We start from the raw sequence: 26,654 nt of genomic DNA, 5'->3' as shown, positions 1-26,654 counted from the left end.
ATGAAAGCCGTTTAGTTCAGGATCCAGGTACCGTTAGCGCTGTCTTTGCAGGCTTTGCTGTTGCCGTCGACATCGACACAGGTCGCTTTTTTACGCGTCTTATGGCGAATGGCCTGTTTACGCACGGCGGCGTCGTACTGGTCGGCCTTGATAACGGCGCGCATCGGAACGTAACCAATCAGCTGCTCGTTACCTTCATCGGCAAGCGCCATCCAGTAGTGTTCAACCTGACCCAGCACCACGTACGTTTTTCCGGTATCAAGAGTGCGGATAACTTTACCGCCGAAGTCAGGACGGCTCATCAGAGAGGCTGGATACATGGCACGATACGGCTCGTTAACCGGCGTGAACTCCGTCGGCGGCGTCACAGCGTGACGGTGGGTTAAGGTGACGCCGTTGACCTGGCTGGTCTCGATCGTATCGTCGTTGATCACAGGTTTCTGCGGTGCTTTACAGCCCGCCACCGCCATTACAAACAGAAGTGAAAACAGTACGCGCATTTTCATATGCTTTTCCGTAGCGATATTTCGATGATGGAGATAAGGGGATGAAGTTTGACTTAAGTGTTATTGTTAAAATAGCCAGGATATTTTCGGGGCGTTACTACTTTAAGGGCATAGCTACCGCACGAGCCTTTCAGAATAAGGCCCAGTGTCTTCCTGACATATTTTGACAAACGGTAAACAAGTTTACATGAGCTTCGTATCAATTCAATATTTACCGCCGCGTAACTGTTGGTAAATGAAGCAGTCGGAAAATTATAGGATTAATCCTATGATAAAAAACGATAACGCCCATCCTTTCTTATTCCTCCACCACAAAACCACATAACATCATGTTTTATATATTAAAAAACACAAAAGAGAACCACTTCATTAACGCAATCACGCTATTATCGCCACTACCATAATTAGTAGAATTCGCGTTTTTTTGATGGCAAAGGAATATATCCCTGATGAATTATTTGTTGCACTAACAGGGTATCTTTAATATTGAAGACGCTTCATCGCCTGGGTGAGAATATTTCACTTATGCAGAAAAATGTTAATTTCATGCCGCAAAAAAAGCGTATATTTTAGGCCGTAATAATTCCACTGTCAGGTATACCTTATATCTATTATTCATTAAGCGTGAGTAAACCTTCCTGCCATTCTCTCAATTGAAAAATGCCTCCAGCAGCCCACCAGCCGCGAATCGCGGCGATATCTCCAGCGCATCAGCTTCATTCGATATTTTACTGGCGCTACATACTTTCCTGCTCACCGCCATCTATCTCACCTACCGGACGATAGATAAGATTTATTATTAAAATGATAAAAATTCGTTATAATTTCTTTAAATATTTAAACACCAGCCCAAATAAATTACTGTAATAAAAAGAGTTTGCGTTAAGGCATTTTTCCGTTCCGTATGTGCGTTGCCATCCGGCCGTCATTGCTTTCACCTATTGCTCTCGTCAGTGATTTTTTGAGCTCAGGCGTTGTGTGATTGAACAAATCAGGAGTGGGTATGAACAAGAAAAGACGCTCGGTGCCAGGCATCAGACACTATGACGGCCCTGCTGGCGGCTGGGGCGCATTGAAAGCAACGGCCATTGCGGTACGCACCCAAATGGATACCCTTGACGCCCCCGCGACGCTGCTGCGCACTAACCAACCTGACGGCTTCGACTGCCCGGGCTGCGCGTGGCCTGATAAAGAACACAAATCGACGTTCCAGTTCTGCGAAAACGGTGCCAAAGCGGTGACCTGGGAAGCAACGAGCAAACGCGTCACCCCCGCGTTTCTGGCTGAAAACAGCGTCTCCTCGCTGCTGGCAAAATCGGACTTTGAGCTGGAAGGCTACGGGCGACTGACGCATCCCCTGCGCTATGACCGTGCGAGCGACACCTTCCGCCCCGTCGACTGGGACGAGGCGTTTCAACGCATCGGCGAAGTACTGCGCGGGCTCGAGCCGAACGAGGTCGAGTTCTATACCTCCGGGCGCGCCTCTAACGAAGCGGCGTATCTGTTCCAGCTGTTCGCCCGCGAATACGGCACCAACAATTTCCCCGACTGCTCAAATATGTGTCACGAGGCCACCAGCGTCGGTTTGCCCCGTTCGATTGGGATTGGGAAAGGGACCGTCTCGCTGGACGACTTCGATAAGACGGAGCTGGTGATCTCCATCGGCCATAACCCCGGTACGAACCATCCGCGAATGATGGGGACCCTCCATGAGCTGGCCCGTCGCAACGTGCCGATTATCGTCTTTAACCCGCTGCGCGAGCGCGCGCTGGAACGTTTTGCGGACCCGCAAAGCGTGATTGAAATGGCGACTTACGGCTCCACAGATATCGCTTCGACCTATTTCCAGGTGAAGGCCGGAGGTGATGCCGCCGCGCTGAAAGGGATTGCCAAACACCTTCTCGAAATGGAGGCCGCACGCGGTAACGTGCTCGATCGCGCGTTTATTGTCGAACATACTCAGGGCTTTGAGGACTTTGCCGCCGATATCGCGCAAACCCGCTGGGACGACATTGAGCGCGAGTCAGGTCTCAGCCAGGCGGCGCTCAAACAGGTGGCTGAGGCCTATGCGAAATCGAATGCCACCATCATTACCTACGGGATGGGCATTACCCAGCATAATAAAGGGACGGCCAACGTCCGCCTGATTGCGGACCTGCTGCTGATGCGCGGGAATATCGGCAAGCCCGGCGCGGGAATATGCCCGCTGCGCGGCCACTCAAACGTGCAGGGGAACCGTACCGTCGGGATTAGCGAGAAACCCACGCCGGCCTTCCTGAACCGTCTGAAGGAGGTTTTCGGCTTTGAGCCACCGTCTCACCACGGCCATGACGCGGTGCAGGCTACCCAGGCGATGATCGACGGCCGCGCGAAGGCGCTCATCTGCCTCGGCGGTAATTTTGCGGTGGCGATGCCCGATCATGAACGCGGGTTCCCAGCCATGGGCTCCCTGGATTTGAGCGTCCACGTCGGCACCAAGCTCAACCGTACCCATCTGCTGGTGGGCAAAGAGACCTTTATTTTCCCGTGTCTTGGCCGTACCGAGCTGGATGTTCAGGCCACCGGCCGCCAGTCCATTACCGTTGAAGACTCGATGTCGATGGTCCATGCCTCATCCGGCAAGCTAAAACCCGCCTCCCCGTTGCTTCGGTCAGAACCCGCTATCGTCGCGGGCATGGCGAAAGCCACCCTGCCGGATACCCGCGTGGACTGGATGACGCTGGTTGAGGATTACGACCGCATCCGCGATCTGATCGAGCAGACCATTCCGGGGTTTGAGAACTATAACGCGCGGATCCGCGTTCCCGGCGGCTTCCGTATGCCGCTGCCGCCAACGCAACGTCTCTGGCCAACGGCGACGGGAAAAGCGATGTTCTCGGTCTTCGACGGCGTACACGAGAACGCCAGCGGTGAAGGTGAGCACGTCCTGCGCCTGATCACGCTGCGCAGCCACGACCAGTACAACACCACCATTTACGCGCTGGACGACCGCTACCGCGGCGTGTTTGGTCGCCGCGACGTGCTGTTTATGAACGAAGAGGATATGGCGCAGTCAGGGCTGGACCACGGCGACCGCGTGGATATCGAAACCGCCCTGCCCGGCAACGGACAGCGTCTGGAAGACATTACCGTGGTGGCGTACAACATCGCGCCGGGGACCGTCGGGGCCTATTATCCGGAGGCCAACGTGCTGGTACCGCTTGATTATCTGGATAAGGACAGCGGTACGCCGTCGTATAAATCCGTTCCGGTTCGCATCACCCTGCGCTCAAAAGAGATCCGCATGCTGTAAGTCGATCGCGCAGAGAAAACGATGGATATTAAACAGTTAAAATATTTAATCGCGCTCGACGAGACCCGCCATTTTGGCAAGGCGGCCTCGCAGTGCAACATCACTCAGCCGACCCTTTCCATGCGCATCCGCAGCCTGGAAGAGGAGCTCGGGCTGGTACTGATTGTGCGCGGGCAGCGCTTTGAAGGGTTTACGCCGGAGGGTGAACGCATCCTCGCGTGGGCCCGCGCGCTGCTGGCTGCACATGACGGGCTACAGGCGGAAGCCGCGCTGTGCAAAGGTCAGGTGGTGGGCGAACTCCGTCTGGGGATGGTGCCGCTGGCGAGCGTGGATCCGATGATCTTTATTCGCCTGCTGACGCAAAAATACCCGGAACTGACCTATAGCCTCTATTCCATGTCCTCCGCGCAGATTGCCGACGGCGTCAGCCGCAATCAGCTTGAGCTGGGGATTTGCTATCTCAACAGCATCGACACCAGCCTGTTCGATATTATCCAGCTTCCCAAAACGAAGATGGGCCTGCTGCACGACGTCCGCCATTTCCAGCTCGGCCAGGAGACATTGACCTGGCGCGATCTGACGGATTTTCCGCTGGGGTTCCTGACCAAAGGGATGCATTACCGGGCGCATATGGAGGCCAGCTTTAAGTCTGCTGGCATTGAACCGAGGTCCGTTTTCGAGAGCGACTCCACGTTCCAGATCATCCAGGCGGTGCAAAGCGGCGTGTGCTGTGCCGTGATGCCGCTGAACAACGGGCTGGAAGAGTTGAACAGCCATTTCAGGATCGTCCCCATCGCCGACGCGGATATCGAGGCCCCTGTCGGCCTGATTATGCGCCGGCAAAAACCCGTCTCCTCGCTGGCGCTGCGCTGTTTTACCGACGCGCAGGAGATCTATCACGCCAGCAATGAGGCGTAGGCCTGACGCGTCACCACGCTAAAACAGCGGATCAGCACCGCGTCGCAAACGGCCCGGTGCTCCGGCGAACTCACCAGCGCGTGGAGCGCATCGCGAAGGGCGTTCAGGGTCTCAGGCGAGGTGCGGGGCGAGGTAATGAGCGGCAGCCCTGGCGTCAGAGGGGTACGGTCAATGACCGCCAGACCCGTCAGGCTTTCCGGTTCGTGACGCTGCAGCAGTGCCCAGGTGACACAGTCGATGGCCGCGATATCCCCTGCCCCGCGTTTGACATCAATCAGCGACTGGCGATGGCTGCCGCTAAAGAACGTTTGCGCGAAAAACGGCTCCTGAGCCACCAGAGGCGCCACTTTTTTTCGCAGCGCATTGTAGCCGGACTGCGAGTCCGCAGAGTTACAGACCGCTCGTCGGCCGCGAAAATCCGCCAGCGTGAGGTGGCGATCCTCCTCGCGCACCACCAGAAAGCTGCGGTAGTGGAACCCTTCGCAGCCCGGGGCCGCGTAGTGAAAACAGCCGACGACCTGCACGTCCGGAAGCTGCGTGACGAGCGGATAACCGCAGGCCTGGCTGAGAACAAGCCCAGGCTGTCGCCAGTGGGTGAGCAGATCGGACTCCGGCCAGCCAGGGACATCTTCGACGGGCACACCGCGCGCAGCCAGCAGCCCCTTTACCGCCAGCCAGAGCGCGCGGGTGTCGGCGCGATCCACCGCATACATGGGAAACGCCAGCAGGTTACTCATATCCCTCCTCCTGTTGTTTTCCGGGGTGAACGGTGACGTCGACGGGCCTGGCCCAGAACTGGCGCAGCCATTCAACGTAGCCCCTGACGAGAAAACCGCGGTTTCGCTCCCGGTACGCCTCCCGGTTTTGCTGGTAGATCGCCTTCAGCCCGTACCACGGCACCCCCGGTAAATCATGGTGTACTGAATGGTAGTTGAGATTTAAAAACAGTATCCGCCAGAACAGCCCGGCCTCGTTAATGACGGAGCGCGCCAGCGGATCGTCCGCTGCGCGATGTTCGAGAAACGATCGCACCTTGGTCAGCGCCAGCGCCGGATAGCTGACCGCCAGCACAAACCAGACGGGTGAAAAACCGACGTGCGTCATCCAGGCGAAAAGCGCCGCCAGCAGCGTGATGTGAACCAGCCACATCGTCATCGCCCGCAGGTGAAAATGACGAAACGCCGCCCCGGCGCTGCCCAGCGTCTGGACGATATCCAGCAGCGGCGCCAGCAGAAGCCGCCCGGCAAAGGTATTTCGGGCCCGGATCAGGCGCTTCTGCCAGGGGGAAAAGCGCGCCCAGCTCGCCTCGGTAAAATAATACGACTCCGGGTCATCCACCGGATGGGTCAGGCTATCGTACCGATGGTGGGCCAGATGGGAATCCCGGTAGAGGCCATACGGATACCAGACCGCCAGCGGGAGCGTGCCGAACAGCTGGTTAAGCCAGGCAAAACGGGTGGGATGCCCGTGGATAAGCTCATGCTGCAGGGACATATACCAGGCGGTAAACCCGATCAGCAGCAGCGTGGCGGGCAGCAGGCCGAGCGTTTGCCAGAACGCCAGCGTGGCAAACCAGCCCGCATAAATCGTGAACATTAACAGCCAGGTGGGCAGTTCGCTTCGCCATAAGAAACTCGACGCGAGGCGGTGAATTTGATTGCGTTGTTGCGGATGTAAATAGAGGGAGCTTCGTTTACCCATTCCTTCAGACGCCGTTTCGCCAGAGACAGTGCCCTGACGATCGGGGATTACGCCTGAAATCACAAACAACTTAAATCGCTTTGCTTTGCCAGAAACGTGAAGTGCGGGCACGCTTGACTTATTCTGTGTTAAAGGTACTTTTCAGGACATGAAGAAGATCCTGATTATCGTTCCCGACGGCGGCATGCTGTTTGAAGCCGCCGGTATCGCCGACATTCTGATGCAGGCCAACCGGCTGCATCCGGAAGGGCTGGCGCATCCCCGCTACCGGATTATCATCGCCACCACGCAGCCTCACCAGGTGATCCACGGCCAGTCTGGTCTGAACCTGCTGGCGGACTATCGCCTGCCGGAGCTGGATCCGCGCGAACCGCTGGACACCATTATCATCACCGGACGCGGTATGAACGAGCAGGAGAGCATAGCCGTTGTGGACTGGCTGCACCTCGCTGCGCCGCACGCCCGGCGGATCGCCTCTGTCTGCGGCGGCGCGATGCTGCTGGCCCAGACCGGCTTGCTGGACGGTCGGCGCGCCACCACCCACTGGCGGCTGCTGGAGACCCTGCAAGCCCAGTACCCGTCAATCCAGGTCGAAGGCGGCCCGCTGTACATTCAGGATGGCCCCATCTGGACCTCCGGCGGCGTGAGTTCCGGGTTTGATCTGACCCTGGCGCTGGTGGAGGACGACTACGGATTTACCCTCGCCCGCGACGTGGCGCAGGATATGGTGATGTACCTGCGACGTCCCGGCGGACAGCTGCAGTTCAGCCGCTACAGCCTGCAGCAGCCGGGCACCGCAGGGCCGATAGGCGAAGTGCAAAGCTGGATCCTGCAGAACCTCACCGCCGATCTGTGCGTGGAGAACCTGGCCGAGAAAGCGGCGATGAGCCCGCGTAACTTCACCCGCGTGTTTACCCGCGAGGCCGGGGTCTCGCCTGCCCGCTACGTGACCGAAGCGCGACTGGCCGCCGCCCGCCAGCTGCTTGAGCAAACCCGCGATCCCCTTGAGCGCGTTGCGGAGCAAAGCGGATTTGGCACCAGCATTAATTTACGCCGCATCTTTGAGAAACAGCTTCACCTCACGCCCGGCGAATACCGCCAGCGCTTTCACTGCCGCAACATGGCGTAATCTGATCCTTTTTTGTCATTTACGCCAGCCGGCCCGACGCCTACAGTGACTCCAGACAACAGAGATAAGGAGTGCACCATGGTTAAGGTCGGTATTAACGGTTTCGGCCGTATCGGACGTAATGTCCTGCGCGCGGCGCTGGGCAACCCGGATCTGCAGATTGTGGCGATTAACGATCTGACGGACAGTAAAACCCTCGCCCATCTGCTGAAGCATGATTCCCTTCTGGGCAAACTGCCCGCGCCCGTTGAAGCGGGTGACGGTGCGTTGCAGGTAGACGGCCAGCGGATCGTGGTATTTAGCGAACGCGACCCGGCGAATATCCCGTGGCGTGATGCCGGGGTAGACGTGGTGATTGAGGCCACCGGCTTCTTCACCGAGCGGGAGAAAGCGGCGGTGCATATCACCCACGGCGGCGCTAAGCGCGTCATCATTTCCGCCCCCGGGAAGAACGACGACCTGACGATTGTGATGGGCGTCAACCATGACCAGTACGATCCCGCCCGGCACGCGGTGGTGAGCAACGGGAGCTGCACCACGAACGGTCTGGCACCGGCCGCTCAGGTGCTGCATCAGCAGTTCGGAATTGAGCATGGCCTGATGAACACGACGCACGCCTACACCAACAGCCAGGCGCTGCACGATCAGCCAGAGAAAGATCTGCGCGGCGCCCGCGCGGCGGCGCTGTCGATTGTGCCCTACTCCAGCGGCGCGGCGAAAGCGCTGGGGAAAGTGATCCCCTCCCTGGACGGCAAGCTGACCGGGTACTCCCTGCGCGTGCCGGTGCCGGTGGTGTCGATTGTCGATTTAACCGTGACGCTGAGCCGCAACGTGACCGCCGAAGAGGTGAATGACGCGTTCCGCAACGCGGCCGCCAGCGGGCCTCTGAAAGGCATTCTGGGCTATAGCGATGAACCGCTGGTCTCCAGCGATTACCAGGGTGACCCGCGCTCCTCGATTATCGACGGGCTTTCCACGCTGGTGATTGGCGGGAATATGGTGAAGATCCTGGCGTGGTATGACAACGAATGGGGCTTCTCTAACCGCCTGGTGGATCTGGCGGTATTGATGGATAAGAAAGGGCTATAAACCTGAGGCCGGGTGGCACGAACGCTCACCCGGCTAAAAAATCACTCCGCTTTCACTTTCACACCCATAAACACAATCACCATCGCCGTCACCAGCAGCAAACCGCTGCCCGCGAACACGCCGCTGGCACCGTTAAGATCAAATACCGCCCCACCTCCGGCCGCACCGGCGCTTATCGCCAGCTGGATTGAGGCCACCAGCAGCCCCCCTGCACTTTCGGCTTCATCCGGAACGGTGGTCGCAAGCCAGGTTGACCAGCCCACCGGAACCAGACCAAATGCAAAGCCCCACAGCGCGACCAGCAGCCCGTCCAGCATCGCCAGATGACCAAAGGCGACCATCATGAGCGCGAGAACGCCCATCGCAAACGGCACCAGCGCCAGCGTCAGGCGCAGATTACGTGCCAGCAGATGCCCGGCCACGGAGGTGCCCACAAAGTTGGCGATGCCAAAGCCCAGCAGGATCAGAGAAATGGTCTCCACGCTCGCCTGCCCCACCGTCTCCAGGAACGGACGCAGGTAGGTAAAGAAAGCGAAATGGCCGCTGAAGATCAGAATGGTCGCCAGCATGCCGCCGATCATCCCTGGACGACGCAGCACGCGGAACAGCGTACTCAGGCTACCGCTGCTCTCCGGCTTCATGGACGGCAGCACCCAGAGCTGCCACAGCAGCGCCAGCATGCTCGGCAGAATGCAGAGAATAAAGACGTTGCGCCAGCCGATCAGGCTGCCCAGATAGCTGCCCAGCGGGGCCGCGACCACCGTGGCAATTGATACGCTGGAAAAGATTACCGCCAGCGCTTTCGGCACTTTATCCGCCGGAACCAGACGCATCGTTGTCGCCGTCGACATGGCCCAGAATCCCCCGATGGCTATCCCCAGCAGCAGACGCCCCATGAGCAGGACGTGCAGGTTGGGCGCAAAGGCCACCAGCAGGCTGGAGATAATTTGCAGCACCGAGAAAAACATCAGTACCCAGCGGCGGTCGATACTCTTGGTCGCCGGGGTGATCAACAACCCGGTGACCAGCGCCACCAGCGCGGTGGCGGTGACAGCCTGTCCGGCCATCCCCTCGGTCACGCCCAGGCTCGCGGCCATGGGTGTTAACAAGCTGGCGGGCAGAAATTCTGCCGTAATCAAACCAAATACCCCCAGCCCCAGTGAATAGACGGCCCGCCAGGCGGGTTTTGCAGGCGCTACCGCCTCGCTCGCCGCGACACATGAACTCATCTGTTGATCTCCCGTTATAAAAATGTGACTACTGTCGCAAAAGAATAGAAGGTTCACCCTGGACGATCTATGACATATAATCTCCACTTATTGATTATTCGTCCGGAGTTGCGCCATGACCGTACAGTCACCCGATTTGATCAGCGAACTTTTACGGGGCATGCGCCTGTCAGGCGTGAAATACCGGCGGATTGAAGCCAGCGCGCCCTTTGGCGTCGCGTTTCATCAGGCTCCCGGCCGGGCACAGTTCCATTTTGTGAGCCACGGTAGCGCCCTGCTGCGCATGGAGAGCGGCGCAACGTTCGAACTGAGCGGCGGCGACGCCCTCTTTATTCCCGGCGGGAATTCCCACGCTTTGCTCTCTGACGAGCAGGCCACCCTTACCCCGGTCAACGCCTTCCCGAGCGAGCCTATCTGCAGCTCGGTCTGCGCCATTACCTGCGAGCCCTGCCCTGAGAGCGAGAACACCCTCATTTTTAGCGGGTGCATGGATTTTGAGCTGGGCGGGATGCAGCCGCTGATCAAGGCGATGCCGGAAGTGATGATGGTTAGCCGGCTGATGTCCACCTGGCCGGAAATTCATCCGCTGCTGGCGGCGATGGAGCGGGAATCCGCGGCGCGTCAGGCCGGGTATGCCGGGATCCTTGCGCGGCTGGCCGACGTGGTGGCGGCATTAATTGTGCGGGGCTGGGTTGAAGGCGGCTGTGGCAAAGCCACCGGCTGGGTGCAGGTGCTGCGCGACCCGCGCCTGAGCCGGGCCATTTACGCCATGCACCAGCAGCCAGGGCTGAACTGGAGCGTGGCGGATCTGGCAAAAGAAGCAGGCACGTCCCGCTCCGTATTCGCGGAACGCTTTCTCGCGGCGACGGGAACCACCCCGGCAAAATATCTCAGCGAGCTGAGAATGCGGCTGGCCATTCAGTATATTCGTCATGAAAACCAGCCCATTGAAACGGTCGCGCTGCGGCTGGGATATGGTTCTCTGGCGGCATTTAGCCGGGCGTTTAAGCGCATCATTGGCCATGCGCCGGGCACGCTGCGGGAAGCCAGCCAGACCGCGGAAGAGGTCTGAAAGCGCGGCAATATTTAACGCGAAGCGGGCAATATTCGTCTAAGGTTTTCAGGTGATTGACAACAGCGGTCACGCTGTTTAGTGAAGACAGGAGACGAACTGATGATAAGACCTCGTACACTACGCCCCGCGTTTTTGCCCCTTGCGTTAGGCGGCGCGCTGCTCGGCGTAACGACACTGGGCTATGCCGACGATAACCCCGCAACCCAGACAACCTCACCCGATATTTTACTTGGCCCTCTGTTTAACGACGTGCAGAGCGCCAAACTGTTTCCCGATCAGAAAACCTTTGCGGATGCCGTCCCCAAAAGCGACCCGCTGATGATTCTGGCGGACTACCGGATGCAGCATACGCAGTCCAGCTTTGACTTACGCCACTTTGTCGAGATGAACTTTACGCTCCCTGCGGAAGGGGAAAAATATGTTCCGCCTGCTGGACAAAGTTTACGTGAGCACATTGACGATCTCTGGCCCGTACTGACGCGCACTACCGATAAAGCCAGCAACAAATGGGATTCCCTTCTGCCGTTACCGAAGCCCTACGTTGTGCCCGGCGGTCGTTTCCGCGAGGTCTACTACTGGGACAGCTATTTCACCATGCTGGGCCTGGCTGAGAGCGATCATTGGGACAAAATCAGCGACATGGTGGATAACTTTGCGTATGAGATCGACACCTTCGGCCACATTCCCAACGGCAACCGCAGCTATTACCTGAGCCGTTCCCAGCCGCCGTTTTTCTCACTGATGGTTGAACTGCTGGCGACCCATGACAGCGACGCGCTGAAGAAATATCGTCCGCAGATGGAGAAAGAGTATGCCTACTGGATGGACGGCGTCGATGCCCTGCAGCCGGGCCAGGCCAACAAACGCGTGGTGAAACTGGATGACGGCGCTGTCCTCAACCGCTACTGGGACGACCGCGACACCCCGCGCCCGGAGTCCTGGCTTGACGATGTGAACACCGCGAAAAGTAACCCAAACCGACCGGCAACCGAGATCTACCGTGATTTGCGTTCCGCCGCGGCCTCGGGATGGGACTTTAGCTCCCGCTGGATGGACGATCCGCAAAAACTTGGCACCATCCGGACCACCAGCATTGTGCCCGTGGACCTGAACGCCCTGATGTTCAAGATGGAAAAACTGCTGGCACGGGCAAGCCAGGAGAGCGGCGATGCCGCCAGCGCAAGCAAGTATGAGACGCTGGCCACCGCGCGTCAGAAAGCCATCGAGAGCCACCTGTGGAATGATAAAGAGGGCTGGTACGCCGATTACGACCTGAAGAGCAAGAAGGTACGCAATCAGCTCACGGCGGCGGCCCTGTTCCCGCTTTACGTCAAGGCGGCGGCGCAGGATCGTGCCGAAAAAGTCGCCGCGGCAACCTCCTCTCGTCTGTTGAAGCCGGGCGGGATAGCGACCACCACCGTCAACAGCGGCCAGCAGTGGGATGCGCCAAACGGCTGGGCTCCGCTGCAATGGGTGGCCGCGGAAGGGTTGCAGAATTACGGGCAAGAGAAGGTCTCAATGGATGTGACCTGGCGCTTCCTGAAGAACGTTCAGCATACTTATGACCGGGAAAAGAAACTGGTCGAGAAGTATGACGTGTCGACCACCGGTACGGGCGGCGGCGGCGGTGAGTATCCGCTGCAGGACGGCTTCGGCTGGAGCAACGGCGTGACCCTGAAGATGCTGGACCGGGTCTGCCCGAAAGAGAAACCGTGCGACAGCGTGCCGGAGAATCGGCCTGCGGCGAATGACGAGGTGGCGCCGGTGAAAGCCTCGGCGCAGTAAGGGAGTATTGCCGGGTGGCGGCTACGCCTTACCCGGCCTACTTTTTGCCCTAACAGGGCCTTGCTCAGAAACTGTAACTTGCCCCAAGCTGATACGTTCTGTCCCGCCCAATCCAGCAGTTGGTCGCGTCGTAGCAGGTCAGCGTCTCTTTGTTGGTGATGTTCTGCGCGCTGGCTTTAAGCGTTAGCCCGGCCAGCGAAGGCAGAATTTCGCCCATCCGGTAGGATGCCGACAAATCGTACTGCGTGCTGCCGCCCAGTTTACCCGCATCGTTAGCCGGTGAGATTTCCATTGGCCCGGTGTAGCGTGCGCCCGCGCCCAGCATCAGCCCTTTCAGCGGCGTGTTTTCAAAGGTGTAATCCCCCCAAAGGTTGAAGGCATTCTCCGGCACCTGCGTTGGACGTTTACCTTTGTACTTGTCATCTTCCGTATTGATCGCGTGGGTGTAGGCGTAGTTGGCAATCAGCGTCAGGTTGTCCGTCGGGCGGCTGATGGCAGACAGTTCCGCCCCTTTGGATTCCACTTCCCCGGTCTGACGATAGTTCAGGAAGCCCGGATCGGAGGTGACGACATTTTTCTGACGGATGTTGAACACCGAGGCGGTAAAGGTAGTGGCGTAGTCGGCCAGCAGATATTTTACCCCGCCCTCCACCTGCTTGCTGGTGGTCGGTTTGACGTCTTTCGCCACGAGCGTGCCCTGCGGCGACACCGGCGCAAAACCTTCGGAATAGCTGATAAACGGCGAAATCCCGTTATCAAAGGCGTAAAGCGCGCCCAGACGTTTGGTGACGCGATCCTGAGAGACCCAGTCCTTATCACCGTTTTGCAGATAATTGGTGGTGACGGAGCGATAATCATCGTAACGCAGGCTGGCCAGCAGATTTAACCCGCCAAACTCCACCTGATCCTGCAGGTAATAGCCGTTCTGCTGATAGCTCAGACGGTTTTTCTGAGCGGTATACAGCCCTAATGCGCTTTCGCTGATTTGCGAATAGTCAGGATTGCGCATATCCATGCCCGGCGTGGTCGACGCGTAACGGTAGTGGAAATGGGAGTTCAGCTTCTGATAGTCAAACCCGGCCAGCAGATGGTGTTGCCAGTCACCGAGCGCCACGGTTTTGGTCACCTGGTTATCGATGTTGAAGCTCTGCAGATCTTCATCGGTGGTGTAGGCAAAACGGTTGAGCTGATAAACCTCGCTTCCCGTGCCCGTTGCATAGACGCTGCGCTGGTGCGTGTCGACGTCGAAATAGCGCGCCTTCTGGTTAAAGCCCCAGCCGCTGTCAAACTCATGCTCAAAGCTGTAGCCCAGCATCCACTGACGCTGCTTAAACCCGCTCCACTCATCACCGGCGTAATCGCGCTTGCCCGCGTATGTCGAGCGCAGGTAGGCGATCGGAAGCGGGTTAGACGGCGTCAGGCTCGGGGAGTTCTGCGCCAGCGCATCCAGGGTGAGGCGGGTTTTGCTGTCGGGTTGCCAGGTGACGGACGGGGCAACCAGGTAGTTTTCATACCGGGTGGTGTGCGGCTGATCGTCATTTTCCGTCGCTTTCCCCAGCAGGCGGTAGTTCCAGTCGCTGTTGGCAATCTGCCCGGTTGAGTCGAGATAGCCCTCTTTCAGGTTGCGGTTGCCGGTGTTAAAACCGAATTCGGTTCGCGCTTCCCGCTGCGGCTTTTTACTCTGGATATTCACCAGCCCGCCCGGCGAGCCGCCGCCGTAGAGAACCGATGAGGGGCCTTTCAGGATATCAACGCTGTCAATCAACAGCGGATCGATGCGCGCTTTGGTATTGCCGGTGACGTTATAGGGTAACTGCAGCCCGTTGTAGAACTCCTGGTCGACGGTAAAGCCACGAATTTTATATTCGCTCATGTAGGAGGTATTTCCCCGCACTTCGGTTGAAACGCCCGGCGCATAGCGGAGGATTTCATTCACGGAATTCGCATGGCGCTTGTCAATTTCCGGCGCAGAGAGGGTCGTGATGACCTGCGGCGTTTTACTTTCAGCTACGGCCGATTTCGTGGCGCTGTTCGTCCAGGCCGGCAGCGCGCTGCCCTGCTCTGCGCCCGTGACGACGATAGTGGATTCTTCGGCGAATGCCGGAGCGTGCAGTGCGAGCGTGATGGCGCCTGCCAGGGCGCAAAGCATAAAACGTGAGGGAGTCATAATGTCGTCTTGTTGTCAGATGCAATACGGAACGACAATTATTATCATTTACATTAACAAATCAATACTCAGGTAAAAAAACGGCCCTCCGCAGAGAGCCGTTTACGTTATCTTATGCTCGTCGCAGTAACCTGAATATGCCCAGCACCACAATGGCGCCCACGACAGCGACCAGAAAACTGTGCAGGTCAAAACCACTTATGTTGCCTCCGAAGCCAAACATCGTCGCCAGCCAGCCGCCCACAACCGCACCAACGACCCCGAGTACGCAGGTCAAAATAAAGCCGCCGCCATCGTTTCCCGGCATGATCAATTTCGCGATAGCGCCAGCAATAAGACCAAAGATAATCCAGGCGATGATACCCATAGCGATGCCCTCTTGCAGGTTTAACGCATGTGCAGAAAACCTTCTGCACAGCTAACTTAAGTATAGGTCATCGCCGGAAAATCATTTTCTTGTCACCGACTTATCTTTGCCTGAACAGGCAAAAAAAACTCACCGGTTTGTATTAAGTTTCATTGCAGATTGCCGATAACGCTAAGACAGTCTGTCATCTATCAAGGAGCCATCCGGCGTGAGTCATTACAGTGAGCAGTTCCTCAAGCAAAATCCGCTGGCTGTATTAGGGGTATTACGCGACCTGCAAAAAGGTGAAGTGCCGCTGCGCATCAGCTGGTCGAATAATCAGTTCATCAGTAAGATCCTTGACGCCTCGCAGGAGCGGCTGGTGATTGATTTAGGCAGTCAGGAGTATGAAAACCGCGCGGCGCTGAAGGCGGAGAATATCGCCGTGATGGCCGAAACGCAGGGCGCCAAAGTGGAGTTTGTCCTGTCGCGACTGGAACTGAGCGAATACCAGGGGCTGCCGGCCTTTGTGACCCCGCTTCCCACTAATCTTTGGTTTGTCCAGCGTCGTGAATATTTCCGCATCAGCGCCCCGCTTCACCCCGCCTACTTCTGCAAGGCCAAAATGCCGGACAAAAAAGAGATTCGCTTCCGTCTCTTCGATCTGTCGCTGGGCGGTATGGGCGCGCTGATGGATACGCCGAAGCCTGACGGACTGGTAGAGGGCATGCGGTTCACGCAAATCGAGCTGGATATGGGGGGCTGGGGGCGGTTTTATTTCGATGCACAGCTGATTGCCATCAGCGAACGCACCGTCGTGGACAGCAAAAATGAAACGATCACCACGCCGCGTCTGAGCTTCCGTTTCCTCAACGTCGGTCCTGGCGCAGAGCGCGAACTGCAGCGCATTATCTACTCCCTGGAGCGGGAGGCGCGCGAACGCGCAAATAAAGTTCTTTAAAAAACATCGGGCAGCGTGACCGCCGCCCGTCTGCGGCATTACATGGCATCCATCGCTTTCTGCACTTTCCAGATATAACGAGGCGCCTGTGGTGCCGGGTGATTTTTCACCACATGCTCAAAGAATTCGTCTTTGTCCATGCCGTTAATCTCTTCTATCGCCTCTTTGCGGTCAGAGGAGAAGGTTCTCAGCAACGCGCCGGCGCCGTTAACGTAAGACACCACCAGCGCGTACTGCATGACCTCCGGATCCTGAATCCCCTTCAGCACGCCATGCTCCATGATGCTCAGATAGGCCGTGCCCATTGAAATGTTGCGCTCCGGGTTCTTCAGCTCGCTGGTCGACGGCTGGCCGCTCCAGCCCATGTAGCGGTATACCTCTCTCCCCGCCGTTGACGCTTTAAGCTGCATCAGCCCCACCGCGTTCGACTTGCTGACAAGCGTGGGGTTACCGCCGGACTCCACCGCAATGATCGCCGTGATGAGACGCGGACTGACGCCCCAGGCTTTCCCGGCTTGTTCACTGATCGGCATCCACTGCATCGCCCGCTTCACCGGCACTTCCGGGTTCCAGGGCGGGTTTTGATAATCATGTTTTGAACTACAGCCAGCGAGCAACACAATCAAAAAAGCAAACCATCTCAATTTCACGTCATCTATCCTTATAGCCGGTCATCGCGGTGCGCCGCCCCTTGAAGCAGGCGGCGTATACGCGGCATGATATAGACAATTAGTTTCTCATTCAGCAAGGAATTGCCATGTCTCAGATTCATCTCATCGCGCCGTCGGGCTACTGCATTAACCAGGACGCGGCGCAGCGGGGCGTTCAGCGTTTGCTGGAATCGGGCCACCAGGTAGAAAATCAGACGATTATCCCCCGCCGCCAGCAGCGTTTTGCCGGTACCGAAGCGCAGCGGCTGAATGATATCAACAGTCTGGTGAACCTGAAGGGTGAAAACCGGATAGTGCTGGCGGTGCGCGGCGGATATGGCGCGAGCCGGCTGCTGGAGAGCATTGACTGGCAGGGCCTGGCGGAGCGTCAGCAGCTGGATCCGCTGCTGATATGCGGCCACAGCGATTTCACCGTCATCCAGCTTGGGCTGCTGGCGCTGCATAACGTCATCACCTTCAGCGGCCCGATGCTGGCCGGGAACTTCGGCGCGCCGGAGCTGGAAGCGTTCACCGTGGAACATTTCTGGCGCGCGCTGCGTAATCCCACCTACAGCGTGGAGTGGCAGGGGAATGGACCGCACTGGGAATGCGAAGGTCAGCTCTGGGGCGGCAACCTGGCGATGCTGGTTTCGCTCATCGGCACCCCGTGGATGCCGAACATTGAAAACGGCATTCTGGTGCTGGAAGATATCAACGAACATCCGTTCCGCGTCGAACGGATGCTGTTGCAGCTCTATCATGCCGGTATTCTTGAGCGCCAGTCCGCGATTGTGCTGGGCAGCTTCAGCGGCTCTGCCCCGAATGACTATGACGCGGGTTACTCCCTGGAAACCATGGTTGAGTTCATTCGCTCGCGGCTGGATATTCCGGTGATCGCCGGTCTGGACTTCGGTCATGAGCAGCGCACCGTGACCCTGGCGCTGGGGGCGCACGCCTCCCTGCTCCATAATGATTCCGGCTCCCGGCTGACCATCAGCGGCCATCCTGTCATAAAGGCATAAAAAAGCCGTTATACCCCCTTAATAAAACGCTGTTGCCGTCGTTAATATGTTAGGGTTTTAGTAACAGCGTTAACATTGAGGTGGGAGTAAGAGAACATTGGATGCCGCAGCGATAATCAGCCTTTTCATTCTGGGTTCGGTCCTTGTAACCAGCAGTATTTTATTAAGTTCATTTTCATCGCGTCTCGGCATACCTATTCTTGTTATTTTCCTCGCCATCGGCATGCTGGCCGGCATTGATGGCATTGGCGGTATCCCTTTCGATAACTACCCTTTCGCCTACATGGTGAGTAACCTGGCGCTGGCGGTGATCCTGCTCGACGGCGGGATGCGCACTCAGGCGAGCTCCTTCCGCGTGGCCTTAGGGCCTGCGCTGTCGCTCGCGACGGTTGGCGTGTTGATTACCTCCGGCCTCACCGGAATGATGGCCGCGTGGCTTTTCCATCTCAATATCATGGAAGGGTTGCTGATAGGCGCTATCGTGGGCTCAACCGATGCGGCAGCGGTGTTTTCCCTGCTCGGCGGTAAAGGGCTTAACGAACGCGTTGGCTCCACGCTTGAGATTGAATCCGGCAGCAACGACCCGATGGCGGTGTTTCTCACCATCACGCTGATTGAGATGATCCAGCAGCACGAGACGGGGCTCAGCTGGATGTTTGCGTGGCATATCCTGCAGCAGTTCGGGCTGGGGATTGTTATTGGCCTGGCGGGGGGATACCTCTTACAGCAGATGATCAACCGCATCTCGCTGCCCGCGGGGCTTTACCCGCTGCTGGCCTTGAGCGGCGGCATTCTCATTTTTGCCGTTACCACAGCGCTGGACGGCAGCGGCATTCTCGCCGTCTACCTCTGCGGGTTCCTGATGGGCAACCGCCCTATTCGCAACCGCCATGCCATTTTGCAGAACTTCGACGGCCTGGCATGGCTGGCGCAGATCGGCATGTTCCTGGTGCTCGGTCTTCTGGTTACCCCATCGGACCTGCTGCCCATCGCCGTTCCGGCGCTGCTGTTGTCTGCGTGGATGATCTTCTTCGCCCGTCCGCTGTCGGTATTTGCTGGCCTGCTGCCGTTTCGCGGCTTCAACCTGCGCGAGCGCGTCTTTATCAGCTGGGTGGGTCTGCGCGGCGCGGTTCCGATTATTCTTGCGGTCTTTCCGATGATGGCCGGTCTGGATAACGCCCGGCTGTTCTTTAACGTGGCCTTCTTCGTGGTGCTGATTTCGCTGCTGTTCCAGGGAACGTCCCTCGGGTGGGCGGCGAAAAAAGCAAAAGTGGTGGTCCCTCCCGTGGGCTGGCCGGTGTCGCGGGTGGGGCTCGACATTCATCCGGAAAACCCGTGGGAGCAGTTCGTCTATCAGCTGAGCGCCGACAAATGGTGCGTGGGCGCTTCGCTGCGCGATTTGCACATGCCGGCCGAAACGCGCATTGCCGCCCTGTTCCGCGACAATGTCCTGTTGCACCCTACCGGCAGCACACGCCTGCGCGAAGGGGATATTCTCTGCGTGATTGGCCGCGAGCGTGACCTGCCCGCGCTGGGCAAGTTGTTCAGCCAGTCGCCGCCGGTGGCGCTGGACCAGCGTTTCTTCGGCGATTTTATTCTGGAAGCCAGCGCCAGGTTTGCCGATGTGGCGCTGATTTACGGCCTGGATGAAGGTGCTGAAGACGGAGATAGCCAGCAAACGCTGGGCGAAATCATCCAGCAGCGGCTTGGCGCTGCCCCGGTCGTGGGCGATCAGGTAGAGTTTGCCGGGATGATCTGGACGGTAGCAGAGAAAGAAGATAACGCGGTAAGGAAAGTCGGTTTGAGGCCGATGGAAGAGGAAGCGGAGTAGCGGTTTTTTTGCCGGGTGGCGGCTTCGCCTTACCCGGCCTACAAAACCCTCGAACGTAGGCCGGGTAAGCGTTAGCGCCACCCGGCGAACATACGTTACACCGTCACAACCGGCACCCTCGGTGCCAGGGCACACATCAGTTCATACCCTACCGTGCCCGCCGCGGCCGCCACGTCATCAATTTTGATTTCGTTACCCCACAGCTCGACAGGCGAACCGATACCCGCCTGCGGGCAGGGCGTCAGGTCAACGGCCAGCATATCCATAGAAACGGTGCCTACCGTTCCCGTGCGGACCCCATCGACCCACACAGGCGTACCGGTCGGCGCAATGCGCGGGTAGCCGTCGGCATAGCCGCCCGCCACGATACCAATCCGCTGCTCGCCCTTTGCCCGATAGCGGCTACCGTAGCCCACCGTGTCGCCAGCTTTCAGGGTCTGCACACCAATGATTTCGCTGCGCAGGGTCATAACCGGCTTCAGGCCGCTGTTGGCGATATCCTGCCACTGGCCCGAGGGCGACGCGCCGTACAGAACGATCCCCGGACGCACCCAGTTGTAATGCGCCTCGGGATGCCACAGCGTGGCCGCCGAGTTGGACAGCGAGCGCGGGCAGTCCAGCCCTTCTGCCGCCTGCTCAATGCGGGCCATGGCATCGGCAATGCCGTCCGGTTTTTCCGCGTCGGCAAAGTGCGCCATCAGCGTCATTTCACCCACGTTCTTCAGCGCGCGCAGCTGCTGCCAGACCGTATGCACCCGCTCAGGCTGGAAGCCCAGGCGGTTCATGCCGCTGTTGACCTTGAGATAGATATCCAGCGGCGCGTGGAGCTTCGCATCCTGAATCGCTTTGATCTGCCAGTTGCTGTGAACGCTGGTGGTCAGCCGGTACTTATCCAGCAGCGGCAGATCGTCGGCGTGGAAGAACCCCTCCAGCAGCAGTATGGGCCCTTTCCAGCCGCGCTCGCGCAGCAGAATGGCCTCTTCCAGATTGAGTAACGCAAAGCCATCGGTGGCGCTCAGCGCGCTCCAGATACGGTCAATGCCGTGGCCGTAGGCATTCGCTTTCACCACCGACCACACGCGTGCGCCAGGTGCTGCCCGACGAACAATCTGCAGGTTATCCTTCAGGGCCTGCAGGTTCAGCTGAGCGAGAACAGGACGGGACATGACAGCTCCTTAGTTATGCGCGCCGTGCAGGTGCTGTGGACGCGAAGGCGTAAACCCCGATTGATAGCGCGCGACACTGAGATCGTCAAACGGAATGGCCGGCGTGCGTCCGGAAATCAGGTCGCTCAGCAGCTGCCCGGAGCCGCAGGCCATCGTCCAGCCAAGCGTACCGTGTCCGGTATTGGTCCACAGGTTTTTGAACGGCGTGCGCCCGACAATCGGCGTGCCGTCCGGCGTCATCGGACGCAGGCCGGTCCAGAAGGTCGCCTGCTCGACAAAGCCACCGCGCGGGAAGAGGTCCCCTACCACCATCTCCAGCGTTTCACGACGCGGTTTCAGCAGTTCGGTGTTGAAGCCGACAATCTCCGCCATGCCGCCTACGCGGATGCGGTTATCGAAGCGGGTAATGGCGATTTTATAGGTTTCATCCAGAATGGTAGAGACCGGTGCGCCGCTCTCCTCTTTTACCGGAATGGTCAGCGAGTAGCCTTTTAGCGGGTAGACCGGAATATCGAGAATGCCCTTCAGCATCGCGGTGGAGTACGAACCAAACGCCATGACGTAGGCATCCGCTTTGATCACCTCTTCGCCACACTTCACGCCGTAAATTTTTTCCCCTTCCGACAGCAGCTTGTCGACAGAGGTGTTGTACCGGAATTTCACCCCTGCCTGCTCGCACATCTGCGCCAGACGCTGCGTAAAGAGCTGGCAGTCGCCGGTTTCGTCATTCGGCAGGCGCAGGCCGCCCGTCAGCTTATGCGCCACTTCCGCCAGCGCAGGTTCAACCTGACCAAGCTGGCTGGCTTCCAGCAGCTGATACGGTACGCCAGCATCTTCCAGCACGGCGATATCGCGGGTGGCGTTTTCATACTGTTGTTCGGTGCGGAACAGTTGGAGCGTTCCGCCCTGACGGCCTTCGTACTCAATCCCGGTTGAGGCGCGCAGCGCTTTCAGACAGTCGCGGCTGTATTCCGCCAGGCGCACCATGCGCCCTTTGTTCTCCATGTAGTGGCGTGTGTCGCAGTTGCGCAGCATCTGCCACATCCACTTCAGCTGGAACTGCGTGCCGTCAAGGCTGATGGCCAGCGGCGCGTGGCGCTGGAACATCCATTTAATCGCTTTCAGCGGAACGCCCGGCGCTGCCCACGGTGCCGCATAGCCCGGAGAGATTTGCCCGGCGTTCGCCGCGCTGGTTTCCAGCGCGGGGCCTGACTCACGATCGATAACGGTGACGTCATGTCCCGCCTGACTTAAATACCAGGCGCTGGTTACCCCAACGACACCACTTCCCAGTATGACAACACGCATAGCCACTCCATTATGTGCAAAAGAACAATCTTCTAATTACAGATTGATAACCTAGTTGAAAATATTATTCAACATACGACTTTTTTATGGTGACTTACCTCACACATCCCCCAGCATCAGGGGATAGTGCTAATTTGGGATCTCCTGCTGCGCGTTATTTTTAACCAGCATAATATGCTGATGGACGCCCTTTTTTTGCCGTATCAAAAACGCGAAATCGCAAAGAAAAAATTTCTGCCCCAGCACGCTTTTTAACACGTTGATCTATGCTTGAAAGGAGGCTCTCCAGACAGAGAGAGCACCCACAACGAGGGCGCGCTAATGGCTACTATTGATTCCCTGAACAAGGACAACACACGTCTGAGCGATGGACCCGACTGGACCTTCGAGCTGCTGGATATTTACCTCGCCGAAATCGACCGGGTTGCAAAACTGTATCGCCTGGATACCTATCCCCATCAGATTGAAGTCATTACGTCCGAACAGATGATGGACGCCTACTCCAGCGTCGGGATGCCGATTAACTATCCGCACTGGTCGTTTGGTAAGAAATTTATCGAAACGGAGCGGCTGTATAAGCACGGCCAGCAGGGTCTGGCGTATGAGATCGTCATCAACTCCAATCCGTGTATCGCCTATTTAATGGAAGAGAACACCATTACCATGCAGGCGCTGGTGATGGCGCACGCCTGCTACGGGCATAACTCCTTTTTCAAGAATAACTACCTGTTCCGCAGCTGGACGGATGCCAGCTCCATCGTCGATTACCTGATCTTCGCCCGTAAATACATTACCGACTGCGAAGAGCGCTACGGCGTGGACGAAGTGGAAAAACTGCTCGACTCCTGCCACGCGCTGATGAACTACGGCGTAGACCGCTACAAACGTCCGCAGAAAATCTCCCTGCAGGAGGAGAAGGCCCGGCAGAAAAGCCGCGAAGAGTATCTGCAAAGCCAGGTGAACATGCTGTGGCGCACCCTGCCGAAGCGTGAGGAAGAAAAAACGATCGCCGAAGCGCGGCGTTATCCGTCCGAGCCGCAGGAAAACCTGCTCTATTTTATGGAGAAGAACGCCCCGCTGCTGGAGCCGTGGCAGCGTGAGATCCTGCGCATCGTGCGCAAGGTGAGCCAGTATTTCTACCCGCAAAAACAGACGCAGGTGATGAACGAAGGCTGGGCGACCTTCTGGCACTACACCATCCTCAACCACCTGTACGACGAGGGGAAAGTCACCGAGCGGTTTATGATGGAGTTCCTCCACAGCCATACCAACGTGGTGTTCCAGCCGCCCTATAACAGCCCGTGGTACAGCGGGATTAACCCGTATGCCCTTGGCTTCGCCATGTTCCAGGACATTAAGCGTATCTGTCAGTCGCCGACGGAAGAAGACAAGTACTGGTTCCCGGATATCGCCGGATCTGACTGGCTGGAAACGCTGCACTTTGCGATGCGCGACTTTAAGGATGAGAGCTTCATCAGCCAGTTTATGTCGCCGAAGATCATGCGTGATTTCCGCTTCTTCACCGTGCTGGATGACGACCGCAACAACTATCTGGAGATCTCCGCAATCCACAACGAGGAGGGTTACCGTGAGATCCGCTCTCGACTCTCTTCCCAGTACAACCTGAGCAATCTTGAACCCAACATTCAGGTGTGGAACGTGGATTTGCGCGGTGACCGCTCCCTGACGCTGCGCTATATCCCGCACAATCGCGCGCCGCTGGATAAAGGGCGTAAAGAGGTGCTGAAGCACGTGCATCGCCTGTGGGGCTTTGACGTGCAGCTGGAGCAGCAGAATGAAGACGGGAGCGTCGAGCTGCTTGAACGCTGCCCAGCGCGGTTGAATACGCTGTAGTTTTTTGCCGGGTGGCGGCTACGCCTTACCCGGCCTACGGGTTTTGTAGGCCCGGTAAGCGAAGCGCCACCGGGCGAAAAAAAACCTCTCACACGAGAGGTTTTTTATTTCAGCGGCTCTGAATCGCCAAATCACCCGGCAGCGTTTTCTGCATACGGTGCCAGATTTCACCGGAATCGTGACCGTAGCGGCGCACCGTCTCATACACCTGATCGTGCAGACCTTCGGAGCACAGCTTGCTCAGCTTATGGTAAAAGCCCAGCGCCAGGCTGCGGGCTTCGGGATTGGCAAAGTAGTGGCGGCCAATGCGGGTGTAGAGTCCCTTCATACCGTTGAGGATCAGACCGTACACCGGGTTGCCGGAGGCAAACGCCAGCCCACGGAAGACGTTGTAATCGAGGGTGGCGAACGCGTCGGCGTGATCTTCCACCTCGTTGGCACTGGCCAGCACCGCAAGCGCATCTTCCGGATGCTGGCGGAAAGCCGTACGAATAAAGATCGTCGCGATGTTGGTGCGAACGGAGAGCAGATTATCAATGAGCTGCGGCACGCTTTCATGATCGAGACGCGCCAGCGTTTCAAGAATGTTCAGCCCGGAGGTTTCCCAGAAGTTGTTCACTTTTGTTGGCTTGCCGTGCTGGATCGTCAACCAGCCATCGCGCGCCAGTCGCTGAAGCACTTCACGCAGCGTGGTGCGAGTGACGCCAATCAGTTCAGAGAGTTCGCGTTCAGCCGGAAGAATGGACCCCGCAGGGAAACGATTATTCCAGATGCTTTCAATGATGTACTCTTCCGCGAAACCCGCCGGGCTCTGCGCCTTAATGACCATAGTGAGATTTCCATTACACAGCTTTAGCAAATTGGACTCATCATACCAGAGGCGTGCAGTGGCAGGTAGCGCGGCAAAGAGAGAAAAGAGGGATCGCCGTTTCATTTTTATGAAATTTACAATGCAGTCTTATCCGCGTCTGGACCGTGAATTTTGCGTATACTGATGTTTTGTCTTACTTGACGGGGAAGGACGTCTGTCGTGGAAATTTCTTTTGGGCGCGCCCTGTGGCGCAATTTTTTAGGCCAGTCTCCTGACTGGTACAAACTGATACTGCTGGTGTTCCTGGTCGTTAACCCTCTCCTCTTTTACGTGAACCCGTTCGTTGCCGGGTGGCTGCTGGTCGCGGAGTTTATCTTCACCCTGGCGATGGCGCTGAAATGCTATCCCCTGTTGCCGGGCGGATTGCTGGCGTTTGAAGCGGTAGTGATTGGCATGACCTCAGCCGAGCATGTCAAAGCAGAGCTGGCTTCAAATCTTGAAGTGCTTCTGCTGCTGATGTTTATGGTGGCGGGCATCTACTTTATGAAACAGCTGCTGCTGTTTATCTTTACGCGCCTGCTGCTCAGCATTCCGTCGAAAACGGTTCTCTCGCTGGCGTTTTGCCTTGCGGCCGCCTTCCTGTCAGCCTTCCTGGACGCGCTGACGGTCGTCGCGGTGGTGATAAGCGTCGCGGTGGGGTTTTACGGTATTTATCACCGCGTGGCCTCCTCTCGTCCGGGTGAGGATCTGCAGGATGACAGCCATGTCGATGCGCATAACCGCGAGGTACTGGAACAGTTTCGCGCCTTCCTGCGCAGCCTGATGATGCATGCCGGGGTGGGTACCGCCCTGGGGGGCGTGATGACGATGGTGGGCGAGCCGCAAAACCTGATCATTGCGAAAGCGGCGGGCTGGCACTTCGGTGATTTCTTCCTGAGAATGGCCCCGGTGAGCGTGCCGGTGCTGATCTGCGGTCTGGCGACCTGTTTGCTGGTGGAGAAGTTTCGCCTCTTTGGTTACGGGGCACAACTCCCGGAGCCGGTACGTCAGGAGCTGCATAAATTCGATCTGCAGAGCCGACGCCAGCGGACGCGCCAGGAGACGCTGCGCCTGATTGCACAGGGGATCATCGGCGTCTGGCTTATCGCCGCGCTGGCGTTCCATCTTGCTGAAGTGGGGCTGATTGGTCTGTCCGTGATTATTCTCGCCACCACCTTTACCGGCGTGACGGATGAGCATGCCATCGGCAAAGCCTTCACCGAAGCGCTGCCGTTTACCGCCCTGCTGGCGGTGTTCTTTGCGGTCGTGGCGGTGATAATCGACCAGCACCTGTTCGCGCCGATTATTGCCTTTGTCTTACGGGCATCGCCGGATGCTCAGCTGTCGCTGTTTTACCTGTTTAACGGCCTGCTCTCGTCGATCTCTGATAACGTCTTTGTCGGGACGGTTTACATTAACGAGGCTAAGACCGCGATGGAGCAAGGCGTGATCAGCGCCGGACAGTTTGAACTGCTGGCCGTGGCGATCAACACCGGTACCAACCTGCCGTCGGTGGCGACACCCAATGGCCAGGCCGCCTTCCTGTTCCTGCTGACCTCCGCCCTTGCGCCACTCATACGTCTTTCTTATGGAAGAATGGTCTGGATGGCCCTGCCCTATACGCTGGTGCTTACGATCGTGGGATTGCTTTGCGTCAAAATTACCCTTATTCCCTGTACGCAATGGTTGATACAAGCGGGTATACTTGCGGCGCAGTAAACACTGTAACTCGGGCAGTTCGCTGCCCGTTTGCCTTTTCGCACGATAAACATCCA

Annotated in this window: 21 protein-coding genes and 1 pseudogene; 11 read left to right on the top strand and 11 right to left on the bottom strand. The window is 57.8% G+C overall.

The window, feature by feature from the left end; all coding sequences use genetic code 11:
- Positions 1 to 11: 11 nt before the first annotated feature.
- On the bottom strand, positions 12 to 506 hold the full coding sequence (locus C6A40_RS14370; RefSeq protein ID WP_039266581.1) for a hypothetical protein: 495 nt from the start codon (positions 504 to 506) through the stop codon (positions 12 to 14).
- A gap of 1,003 nt (positions 507 to 1,509) precedes the next feature.
- On the opposite strand from C6A40_RS14370, the gene C6A40_RS14365 reads away from it, so the two are divergent.
- A complete protein-coding gene (locus tag C6A40_RS14365; protein ID WP_045334977.1) occupies positions 1,510 to 3,798 on the top strand; it encodes an FdhF/YdeP family oxidoreductase in 2,289 nt (762 codons plus the stop codon).
- Between the two features lie 21 nt (positions 3,799 to 3,819).
- The gene (locus tag C6A40_RS14360; protein ID WP_045334980.1) at positions 3,820 to 4,716 is read left to right on the top strand and encodes a LysR family transcriptional regulator; all 897 of its coding nucleotides are present in this window, start codon (positions 3,820 to 3,822) and stop codon (positions 4,714 to 4,716) included.
- Here C6A40_RS14360 and C6A40_RS14355 read toward each other — a convergent pair.
- Together C6A40_RS14355 and C6A40_RS14350 are read right to left on the bottom strand one after the other, a co-directional pair.
- Entirely contained in the window at positions 4,695 to 5,453 is a 759-nt protein-coding gene (locus C6A40_RS14355) for a phosphate/phosphite/phosphonate ABC transporter substrate-binding protein (RefSeq protein WP_045334982.1), read from the bottom strand. The two genes, C6A40_RS14360 and C6A40_RS14355, sit on opposite strands and share 22 nt — an antisense overlap.
- Positions 5,446 to 6,417 carry a fatty acid desaturase gene (locus C6A40_RS14350; protein ID WP_045334984.1) on the bottom strand — a complete coding sequence of 324 codons (972 nt, stop codon included), beginning with the start codon at positions 6,415 to 6,417 and terminating at the stop codon, positions 5,446 to 5,448. The genes C6A40_RS14355 and C6A40_RS14350 overlap by 8 nt, the downstream gene beginning before the upstream one ends.
- A 148-nt stretch (positions 6,418 to 6,565) precedes the next feature.
- Between C6A40_RS14350 and C6A40_RS14345 the strand changes: the two genes are divergently transcribed.
- Both C6A40_RS14345 and gap read left to right on the top strand, forming a co-directional pair.
- On the top strand, positions 6,566 to 7,546 hold the full coding sequence (locus C6A40_RS14345; protein ID WP_045334986.1) for a GlxA family transcriptional regulator: 981 nt from the start codon (positions 6,566 to 6,568) through the stop codon (positions 7,544 to 7,546).
- Positions 7,547 to 7,624: 78 nt separating this feature from the next.
- Positions 7,625 to 8,635 carry a type I glyceraldehyde-3-phosphate dehydrogenase gene (gene gap / locus C6A40_RS14340; protein ID WP_021240396.1) on the top strand — a complete coding sequence of 337 codons (1,011 nt, stop codon included), beginning with the start codon at positions 7,625 to 7,627 and terminating at the stop codon, positions 8,633 to 8,635.
- Positions 8,636 to 8,676: 41 nt separating this feature from the next.
- Here the strand turns inward: gap and C6A40_RS14335 are convergent, their stop codons facing one another.
- A complete protein-coding gene (locus C6A40_RS14335; RefSeq protein ID WP_025913132.1) occupies positions 8,677 to 9,864 on the bottom strand; it encodes an MFS transporter in 1,188 nt (395 codons plus the stop codon).
- A gap of 115 nt (positions 9,865 to 9,979) precedes the next feature.
- Here C6A40_RS14335 and C6A40_RS14330 point away from each other — a divergent pair, with 115 nt between their 5' ends.
- Positions 9,980 to 10,936 carry an AraC family transcriptional regulator gene (locus C6A40_RS14330; protein WP_008502659.1) on the top strand — a complete coding sequence of 319 codons (957 nt, stop codon included), beginning with the start codon at positions 9,980 to 9,982 and terminating at the stop codon, positions 10,934 to 10,936.
- 102 nt (positions 10,937 to 11,038) lie between these two features.
- Positions 11,039 to 12,724, top strand: coding sequence for an alpha,alpha-trehalase (locus C6A40_RS14325; protein ID WP_021240398.1), 1,686 nt, complete (start codon positions 11,039 to 11,041; stop codon positions 12,722 to 12,724).
- A gap of 64 nt (positions 12,725 to 12,788) precedes the next feature.
- On the opposite strand, the gene C6A40_RS14320 is transcribed toward C6A40_RS14325, so the two are convergent.
- Both C6A40_RS14320 and C6A40_RS14315 read right to left on the bottom strand, forming a co-directional pair.
- The gene (locus tag C6A40_RS14320) at positions 12,789 to 14,891 is read right to left on the bottom strand and encodes a TonB-dependent siderophore receptor (RefSeq protein ID WP_058657671.1); all 2,103 of its coding nucleotides are present in this window, start codon (positions 14,889 to 14,891) and stop codon (positions 12,789 to 12,791) included.
- Positions 14,892 to 15,003: 112 nt separating this feature from the next.
- Positions 15,004 to 15,258 (bottom strand): GlsB/YeaQ/YmgE family stress response membrane protein, encoded by a 255-nt coding sequence (locus tag C6A40_RS14315; protein ID WP_008502662.1) that lies wholly within the window; start codon positions 15,256 to 15,258, stop codon positions 15,004 to 15,006.
- A gap of 208 nt (positions 15,259 to 15,466) precedes the next feature.
- Between C6A40_RS14315 and ycgR the strand changes: the two genes are divergently transcribed.
- Positions 15,467 to 16,198 (top strand): flagellar brake protein YcgR, encoded by a 732-nt coding sequence (ycgR, locus tag C6A40_RS14310; RefSeq protein WP_008502663.1) that lies wholly within the window; start codon positions 15,467 to 15,469, stop codon positions 16,196 to 16,198.
- A gap of 38 nt (positions 16,199 to 16,236) precedes the next feature.
- Here the strand turns inward: ycgR and emtA are convergent, their stop codons facing one another.
- Entirely contained in the window at positions 16,237 to 16,848 is a 612-nt protein-coding gene (gene emtA / locus C6A40_RS14305) for a membrane-bound lytic murein transglycosylase EmtA (protein ID WP_008502664.1), read from the bottom strand.
- A 107-nt stretch (positions 16,849 to 16,955) separates the two neighbouring features.
- Between emtA and ldcA the strand changes: the two genes are divergently transcribed.
- Both ldcA and C6A40_RS14295 read left to right on the top strand, forming a co-directional pair.
- On the top strand, positions 16,956 to 17,870 hold the full coding sequence (gene ldcA, locus C6A40_RS14300; protein ID WP_045334988.1) for a muramoyltetrapeptide carboxypeptidase: 915 nt from the start codon (positions 16,956 to 16,958) through the stop codon (positions 17,868 to 17,870).
- A 97-nt stretch (positions 17,871 to 17,967) separates the two neighbouring features.
- Positions 17,968 to 19,701 carry a potassium/proton antiporter gene (locus C6A40_RS14295; RefSeq protein WP_021240401.1) on the top strand — a complete coding sequence of 578 codons (1,734 nt, stop codon included), beginning with the start codon at positions 17,968 to 17,970 and terminating at the stop codon, positions 19,699 to 19,701.
- Here C6A40_RS14295 and C6A40_RS25620 read toward each other — a convergent pair.
- The 3 genes and pseudogenes from C6A40_RS25620 to C6A40_RS14285 all read right to left on the bottom strand — a co-directional run.
- Positions 19,636 to 19,782, bottom strand: a pseudogene (locus C6A40_RS25620) (hypothetical protein); the annotation flags it as partial. The gene C6A40_RS14295 and the pseudogene C6A40_RS25620 sit on opposite strands and share 66 nt — an antisense overlap.
- A gap of 14 nt (positions 19,783 to 19,796) precedes the next feature.
- A complete protein-coding gene (dadX, locus tag C6A40_RS14290) occupies positions 19,797 to 20,867 on the bottom strand; it encodes a catabolic alanine racemase DadX (protein WP_045334989.1) in 1,071 nt (356 codons plus the stop codon).
- 9 nt (positions 20,868 to 20,876) lie between these two features.
- The gene (locus C6A40_RS14285; RefSeq protein WP_008500514.1) at positions 20,877 to 22,175 is read right to left on the bottom strand and encodes a D-amino acid dehydrogenase; all 1,299 of its coding nucleotides are present in this window, start codon (positions 22,173 to 22,175) and stop codon (positions 20,877 to 20,879) included.
- Positions 22,176 to 22,496: 321 nt separating this feature from the next.
- Between C6A40_RS14285 and C6A40_RS14280 the strand changes: the two genes are divergently transcribed.
- Positions 22,497 to 24,029, top strand: a complete 1,533-nt coding sequence (locus tag C6A40_RS14280) for a SpoVR family protein (protein WP_045334993.1) — start codon at positions 22,497 to 22,499, stop codon at positions 24,027 to 24,029.
- Between the two features lie 109 nt (positions 24,030 to 24,138).
- On the opposite strand, the gene fadR is transcribed toward C6A40_RS14280, so the two are convergent.
- Positions 24,139 to 24,858, bottom strand: coding sequence for a fatty acid metabolism transcriptional regulator FadR (gene fadR, locus C6A40_RS14275; RefSeq protein ID WP_008500512.1), 720 nt, complete (start codon positions 24,856 to 24,858; stop codon positions 24,139 to 24,141).
- A gap of 201 nt (positions 24,859 to 25,059) precedes the next feature.
- Here fadR and nhaB point away from each other — a divergent pair, with 201 nt between their 5' ends.
- Entirely contained in the window at positions 25,060 to 26,598 is a 1,539-nt protein-coding gene (gene nhaB, locus C6A40_RS14270; protein ID WP_023325493.1) for a Na(+)/H(+) antiporter NhaB, read from the top strand.
- Positions 26,599 to 26,654: the final 56 nt, after the last annotated feature.

This window comes from Enterobacter sp. GER_MD16_1505_Eko_090 (genome assembly GCF_003331015.1).
In the GTDB taxonomy this organism is placed as follows: Bacteria; Pseudomonadota; Gammaproteobacteria; order Enterobacterales; family Enterobacteriaceae; genus Enterobacter; species Enterobacter roggenkampii.
The sequence above is the reverse complement of the archived record's forward strand: the minus strand, read 5'-3'. Positions and strand labels throughout refer to the sequence as shown.

Bases quoted from the DNA above. Each gene is read 5' to 3' on its own strand.
- C6A40_RS14370 (WP_039266581.1), bottom strand. From the start codon at position 506: ATGAAAATGCGCGTACTGTTTTCACTTCTGTTTGTAATGGCGGTGGCG.
- C6A40_RS14365 (WP_045334977.1), top strand. From the start codon at position 1,510: ATGAACAAGAAAAGACGCTCGGTGCCAGGCATCAGACACTATGACGGC.
- C6A40_RS14360 (WP_045334980.1), top strand. From the start codon at position 3,820: ATGGATATTAAACAGTTAAAATATTTAATCGCGCTCGACGAGACCCGC.
- C6A40_RS14355 (WP_045334982.1), bottom strand. From the start codon at position 5,453: ATGAGTAACCTGCTGGCGTTTCCCATGTATGCGGTGGATCGCGCCGAC.
- C6A40_RS14350 (WP_045334984.1), bottom strand. From the start codon at position 6,417: ATGGGTAAACGAAGCTCCCTCTATTTACATCCGCAACAACGCAATCAA.
- C6A40_RS14345 (WP_045334986.1), top strand. From the start codon at position 6,566: ATGAAGAAGATCCTGATTATCGTTCCCGACGGCGGCATGCTGTTTGAA.
- gap (WP_021240396.1), top strand. From the start codon at position 7,625: ATGGTTAAGGTCGGTATTAACGGTTTCGGCCGTATCGGACGTAATGTC.
- C6A40_RS14335 (WP_025913132.1), bottom strand. From the start codon at position 9,864: ATGAGTTCATGTGTCGCGGCGAGCGAGGCGGTAGCGCCTGCAAAACCC.
- C6A40_RS14330 (WP_008502659.1), top strand. From the start codon at position 9,980: ATGACCGTACAGTCACCCGATTTGATCAGCGAACTTTTACGGGGCATG.
- C6A40_RS14325 (WP_021240398.1), top strand. From the start codon at position 11,039: ATGATAAGACCTCGTACACTACGCCCCGCGTTTTTGCCCCTTGCGTTA.
- C6A40_RS14320 (WP_058657671.1), bottom strand. From the start codon at position 14,891: ATGACTCCCTCACGTTTTATGCTTTGCGCCCTGGCAGGCGCCATCACG.
- C6A40_RS14315 (WP_008502662.1), bottom strand. From the start codon at position 15,258: ATGGGTATCATCGCCTGGATTATCTTTGGTCTTATTGCTGGCGCTATC.
- ldcA (WP_045334988.1), top strand. From the start codon at position 16,956: ATGTCTCAGATTCATCTCATCGCGCCGTCGGGCTACTGCATTAACCAG.
- dadX (WP_045334989.1), bottom strand. From the start codon at position 20,867: ATGTCCCGTCCTGTTCTCGCTCAGCTGAACCTGCAGGCCCTGAAGGAT.
- C6A40_RS14285 (WP_008500514.1), bottom strand. From the start codon at position 22,175: ATGCGTGTTGTCATACTGGGAAGTGGTGTCGTTGGGGTAACCAGCGCC.
- C6A40_RS14280 (WP_045334993.1), top strand. From the start codon at position 22,497: ATGGCTACTATTGATTCCCTGAACAAGGACAACACACGTCTGAGCGAT.
- fadR (WP_008500512.1), bottom strand. From the start codon at position 24,858: ATGGTCATTAAGGCGCAGAGCCCGGCGGGTTTCGCGGAAGAGTACATC.